The sequence below is a fragment of the Streptomyces sp. NPDC043746 genome, assembly GCF_056436485.1.
The window spans coordinates 1-5,862 of the sequence record NZ_JBWKCM010000062.1 but is presented as its reverse complement, the minus strand read 5'-3'; the positions used below and the strand labels follow the sequence as shown (position 1 = coordinate 5,862).

3 protein-coding genes and 4 pseudogenes are annotated in these 5,862 nt (G+C 66.3%); 5 read left to right on the top strand and 2 right to left on the bottom strand.

Annotated features, from left to right (window positions below; all coding sequences use genetic code 11):
* Positions 1-57: 57 nt before the first annotated feature.
* A complete protein-coding gene (locus AC0682_RS31325) occupies positions 58-375 on the bottom strand; it encodes a hypothetical protein (protein WP_478536604.1) in 318 nt (105 codons plus the stop codon).
* A 61-nt stretch (positions 376-436) separates the two neighbouring features.
* Here AC0682_RS31325 and AC0682_RS31320 point away from each other — a divergent pair.
* The 4 genes and pseudogenes from AC0682_RS31320 to AC0682_RS31305 form a co-directional block, all read left to right on the top strand.
* Positions 437-1,187, top strand: a pseudogene (locus AC0682_RS31320) (transposase family protein).
* Positions 1,188-1,258: 71 nt separating this feature from the next.
* Positions 1,259-2,063 (top strand): annotated as a pseudogene (locus AC0682_RS31315) (transposase family protein); the annotation flags it as partial.
* Positions 2,064-2,389: 326 nt separating this feature from the next.
* On the top strand, positions 2,390-2,614 hold the full coding sequence (locus AC0682_RS31310; protein ID WP_478536602.1) for a hypothetical protein: 225 nt from the start codon (positions 2,390-2,392) through the stop codon (positions 2,612-2,614).
* Between the two features lie 119 nt (positions 2,615-2,733).
* A pseudogene (locus tag AC0682_RS31305) lies at positions 2,734-3,085 on the top strand (transposase family protein); the annotation flags it as partial.
* Between the two features lie 115 nt (positions 3,086-3,200).
* Here the strand turns inward: AC0682_RS31305 and ltrA are convergent.
* Entirely contained in the window at positions 3,201-4,445 is a 1,245-nt protein-coding gene (gene ltrA / locus AC0682_RS31300) for a group II intron reverse transcriptase/maturase (protein WP_478536605.1), read from the bottom strand.
* Between the two features lie 633 nt (positions 4,446-5,078).
* Between ltrA and AC0682_RS31295 the strand changes: the two are divergent.
* Positions 5,079-5,770: pseudogene (locus AC0682_RS31295) on the top strand (IS5 family transposase); the annotation flags it as partial.
* Positions 5,771-5,862 lie beyond the last annotated feature (92 nt).

The window sequence follows — 5,862 nt, the reverse complement described above, 5'->3', positions numbered from 1 at the left end:
CTTTCGGATCCAGGTAAGTCATTTGGCCCAGGAATCTCCTTCCGAATTCCTCCCGGCTCAGCCGGGGATACAGACAAAGCGCCTCGTGGCGCACAGCGTCCGCTCGACCGCCCAGCGCTTCGTCTGGACCTGGAATCCGCTCTGGCCGGGGTCCTTGCGGACGATCTCCAGCTCGCGGCCGAGGATCTGTGCCGTCCAGTCGACCAGGCGTCCGGCGAACTCCTGCTCCGCCCAGATCTCCTTCACGCCCGGGTGGTCCTGGCGGGTCCACAGCAGCGGACGCCGCGCGCCTTCACGGTCCTGGGCGCTCGCGGCGAGGACCGTGAGCCCTTTCCAACCTGACGGGTGGTTGGACGGCACTCCGGCGGCGGGCATGAGGGAAGCTCCTGGTAGACGGGTTCACGACCAAGATCACCAGCCCGCCAGGAGCTTTCCCGTGCTTATCTACCCGTCCGGCATCGACTTGTCCAGCCGCACCCTGCAACACCTCTCCGGTCTTCTCGCAGGTCACCGCCGTCGGATCGGCTCGCGGTCGCGTCGCCTGACCTGCGGCCGACAGGCCTGCTCGTCCTTGCACACCTGCGCTGCGGCGACACCTACGCGCGTCTCGCGGCTGGCTTCCGCATGGGGATCGCCACCGCCTACCGCTACATACGTGAGGCCGTCGACCTCCTGGCCGCCCTCGCGCCCACGCTGGAACAGGCCATGACGGTCCGGAAGAAGGCGTACGTGATCCTCGACGGCACCGTGCTCCCGATTGACCGCATCGCCGCAGACCGGCCGTACTACTCCGGGAAGAAGAAGCACCACGGGATGAACGTGCAGCTCCTCGCCGATCCCGCCGGACGCCTGATCTGGGTCTCGGAGGCACTGCCGGGAGCCACACACGACCTGACCGCGGCGCGTGCCCACGGCATTCCCGCCGCCCTCGCCGCGGAGGACATCAAGTGCTGGGCCAAGGCGTATCAGGGCGCCGACCCCCGCCATCCGCGTTCCGATCCGCGGCAGGCAGGCCCCTGCGCGGCTGGCGCCGACGTCACAACCGGGACCACGCGAAGATCCGCAGCCTCGGTGAACGCGCCATGGCGATCCTCAAGTCCTGGCGACTCCTACGGAAGCTCCGCTGCAGCACCATCCGGATCACAGCGCTCGTCCGAGCCATCGCCGCCCTCGAACCCGCCTTCTGATCAAGATGGAAAGGGCTCACTCAGCCTTTTTCATCCCATCTCCAAGGGGCTATAAGGCCTGGTCAGCTGGGGTGGTGATTCCACTCGAGACTGCCGACAGCCCGGGGGGCTCTGTTGGTTCCGTATCCTTCCATGCTCGACGTCTCGTATGAGCTGGTCGAGCATGTCTCCTGGCTGATCTACGCCCGAAGGCGTGAACTGAACTCGCCGTGGAGACGGCTCGGTTGCTTCAAGCAGGCCCTCCTCGCGCTGGGCCACCTGAGGAAGAACGAGACGTTCGCCCAGCTCGCGGCCGGGTTCGGCGTCTCGACCGCGACGGCCTGGCGCTACGTCGACGAGACCCTGGACATCCTCGCGACCCGGGCTCCGGGTCTGCACGAGGCTCTGACCGGGCTGGGCGAGGGCGACCACGTGATCATGGACGACACCCTGATCGCTACCGACCGCATTGCCCCGGACGAACCGTACTACTCGCAGAAGCACAAGAAGCACGGTATGAACGTGCAGGTCATTGCCCGCCCCGACGGCACACCACTGTGGTTCTCCCGCGCGACGCCAGGTCGTACCCATGATCTGACCGCGGCCCGGGCCCACGGCATTGTCCAAGCCTGCCTGACCCGGCAGATCCTCGTCCTCGCCGACCGCGCCTACCAGGGTGCCGGCGCCACGGTCCGCACCCCGTACAAGAACCACCGCGAACAGCCGGACCACTACCAGCAGTTCAACCGCGACCATGCCCGGCTGAGAGCCCCTGGGGAACGCGCCTTCGCGCAGCTGAAGTCCTGGCGGCTGCTCCGGCGAGCCAGATGCTCCACCCGCCGAATCGGCACCATCGTACAAGCCGTCCACACGCTGCTGATCTGCAACTATTCGGGACGAAAAAGGCTCACTGAACCCCGGATACGATTTCGGGAAGTACACGCGCAGAAACGGCTGGAGCCGCAGACAGTTCGGCAGGTTCGCGTCAGGTGTCACTTCGACACGGTAGGGTGGCGCCTGCGAGCGGTCCGTAACGTCGGAGGGTTCGGTAACCGACACCTCCCGTTCCGATACTCCGTTAGAACGCGAGCGGGACAGCGGCATCTGTACCGTCAGGGGGCCGCTCTGACGTGGGGCACTCTCGGCTGGTAGCCGACTGAGCTCGATCGCATCACACCGTCACCAATCGACCGGGAGCGGGTGGCACTCCTATGCCGAACGGCATGCCTATAGAAATCGCCCTGGGGTTTTTCGCACTACTCGGATTCTTCCTGTGGGACGCGCTCCGACATCGCGACGAACCCTGGTTCAAGTTCTTGATGCCCGCGGGATACACCGTTCTGGCCATCGGCATCATCTACTTCTTCATCCCCGCCCTGATCCTCGGCGCGGTGATCATGGGGTGCGGCCTGGCCGCGACGAACATATGGCGCTGGAAAAGGCGGTGATGAGTGAGCCTTTTCCAAGCTGGCGGTGTCGACCACGAGTTGGACGGTTCTGCGTAACGACGAAGCTCCTGGTAGATGGGTTCTCGACCAGGATCATCCGTGTACGTCAGGAGCTTCGTGTGCTTGTCTACCCGTCGTCGATCGATCTGACCACCCGCACCCTGCGGTCCCTGACCGGGCAACTGACAGTCAGGCTAGGGGAGGTCGGCACGCGGCGGCGGCAGCTTCCCCCAGCGCGACAGCTCTACTGGCCCTGGCCCATCTGCGGTGCGGTGACACCTACGCACAGCTCGCGGCCGGTTTCGGCATCGGGATCGCGACCGCCTTCCGCTACATACGCGAGGCCGTCAACATCCTGGCCACCATCGCCCCGTCCTGGCCTAGGCGATGAAGGCAATCCGGGCGAAGGCGTTCGTCATCCTTGACGGCACCCTGCTGCCGATCGACTGCATCGCCGCGGACCGGCCGTTCTGTTGAGTCGGCACGGAGCGCGGTGCCGATGTTGCCATCGGTCCGTTTCTCCGTGCCGCTCGCCGAACCCGGCGTGCGGCTCTCACCGCACCGGGCTCTCCAGGGTCGCTGCCGTTCAGGCGTGGTTGAGTGTCCAGGGGTTGGGGATCGTGTTGCCCCGGTAGCGATAGCGGGTGACCGCGGTCGAGACCATGGGAAACAACTCGATCCCGTCCGCCGAGAGCTTGTGCCACCGACCGTTGCGGTCGGTGAAGCGTCGGCGGACGTCTTTCCACCTCCAGCGGTGCAGCACCATCCACCAGCTGGTCACCCGTCGCCATACGAATTGGTCCAGGGCTTTCAGCGTGGTCTTGCATACCGCGTGCTTGAAGTAGTTGACCCAGCCGCGCAGGATCGAGTTGATCCTCTTCAGCACGGTCCCCGGGTCCTGCTGCGACGTTCTGTTCGTCAGGGCACGGATTTTGTCCTTCAGGTGCCGGATGGGTCTCTTGGCGATGAAGGTGTAGACGTACCACTTGTTCGAGCCTCGCTTGCGGCGCCACTGGATGCGGAACCCAAGAAAGTCGAACCCGTCCGACATGTGCACGATCTGGGTCTTGGCCGGTGACAGCCTCAGCCCGAGAGGGTGCAGTACGTCGGCGATGTCCTCGCGCAGACGGGCGATGTTGTCACTGCTGCCGTCGACCAGGACGACGAAGTCGTCCGCGTAGCGGACGATGCGCCAGTTCGGGCGGCTGTGGCGACGGTGGTGTGCCCGCCTGCCTCTGGTGGACGTCCTCCCGCCCGGCTCCCATGGCTCCATCACGTGCTCTTCGAGCGCGGACAGGGCGATGCTCGCCAGCAGCGGGGAGAGGATGCCGCCCTGCGGGGTGCCTGTGAAGGTCTCCTCGCGGCCGCCGCCCTCGGTGAGGACGCCGGCCTTGAGGAATGCCTTGACCAGCCGCAGCACGTGCTTGTCCTTGATCCTCGTGCGCACCCGGTCCATCAGGGCCGTGTGGTCGATGGAGTCGAAGCACGCCTCGATGCCCGCATCCAGCACCCAGCGATAGCCGTTGGTGCCGTAGCGGTGGATCTCGGCGAACGCATCGTGTGCGCGCCGCATGGGCCGGAAACCGTAGGAGACCGGCAGGAAGTCGACCTCGAAGATCGGCTCCAGCAACAGCTTGAGGGCCGCCGCCTGGACCACCCGGTCGGAGACGGTCAGGATGCCGAGCTTGCGCACCTTCCCGCTCCCGCCGGGTTTGGGGATCTTGTGCTCGCGCACCGGCAGCGGCCGGAATTCACCCGACTTCAGTACGCGTCGCAGGTCCTCCAGGTAGCCCGGGAGGCCGAGTTCCCGCTCGACGTTGACGACGGTCAGGCCGTCGACGCCCGGGGTCCGGGCTCCCTTGTTGCCGCGACCCGTTCGAACGCCACGAGCAGCGTCGCCGGGTCACATGCGAGGTTGAACAGATCGTCGAACCTGCGGCCATGGTCGGCCGCCGTCCAACGGTGAAGCTTGGCCTGCATCCCCGATACCCGCTGGTAAGACCCCAACGGGGCCTCGGGAGCACTGCTGTTCAGCGGTGCGTCTTTCGGCATTACAGCCTCCCTCCCTTCTCGGAACCGCTGCCGCCCTTCCCCATGTGCCGGGCTCTCCCCAGCTCGGAGTACTACGGCGGCTCCGCCCCGTCCCGGCCCGATCGGCCGACGATGGACCCAGCCCTCCGCCCGCGCTGGACGCGCGGCAGGAGGGCGGAACCGGGACGGTTCCTGTGTTCGCTCGTTGTTCGATCGTCGGAGTAGGAGCCCGGCTATGCCCCCACGGCCTCGCCACGGCTACCCCGCAGCACTTCACCGTGGCCTCCCCGCGCGACCGAAATAAGCCGCCCGGGAAGTTCTCCGCCAGCCAAATATCCAGCAGGGACGCACCGCATCCAGCCCTCATCCACCAGGTTCGAGCTGGCGCGCCTTAGAAGCCATCTCATTTGGGTGGCTCGGTGTTCTGTTGGTCATGGTGGGAATCGTTGAGCGACTGGTGCCGGACGAGTTGTGGGAGTTGTTCCAGCGGGTGGTGCCGGAGGCGCCGTCGCGGCCTCAGGGGGGTGGTCGGCGTCGGCACGGCGACCGGGAGGTGCTGGCCGCGATCGTGTTCGTGGCCACGTCCGGTTGCACCTGGCAGCAGCTGCCTTCGGCGTCGTTCGGCCCGTCCGGAGCGACCGCCCACCGGCGGTTCTCGGAGTGGTCGAAGGCCATGGTGTGGGCCAAGCTCCACCGCCTGGTCCTCGACGAGCTCGGCGCCCGAGGCGAGCTGGACTGGTCGCGGTGCGCGATCGACTCGGTGAACATGCGGGCCCTGAAAAGGGGGACCTGACAGGTCCGAATCCTGTCGACCGGGGCAAGTACGGCTCGAAGATCCACCTGATCACGGAACGGTCGGGTCTGCCCATATCCGTCGGGATCTCGGCCGCGAACCTGCACGACAGCCAGGCATTGATCCCTCTCGTGAAGGGCATCCCGCCGATCCGCTCGCGCCGCGGCCGGCGACGACGCAAGCCCGGCAAACTCCACGCCGACAAGGGCTACGACTACGCCCACCTGCGGCGATGGTTGCGCGAACGCGGCATCACCCACTGCATCGCCCGCAAGGGAATCGAGTCCTCGCAACGGCTGGGCCGCCACCGCTGGACCGTCGAACGCACCATGTGCGCCACGAGGCGCTTTGTCTGTATCCCCGGCTGAGCCGGGAGGAATTCGGAAGGAGATTCCTGGGCCAAATGACTTACCTGGATCCGAAA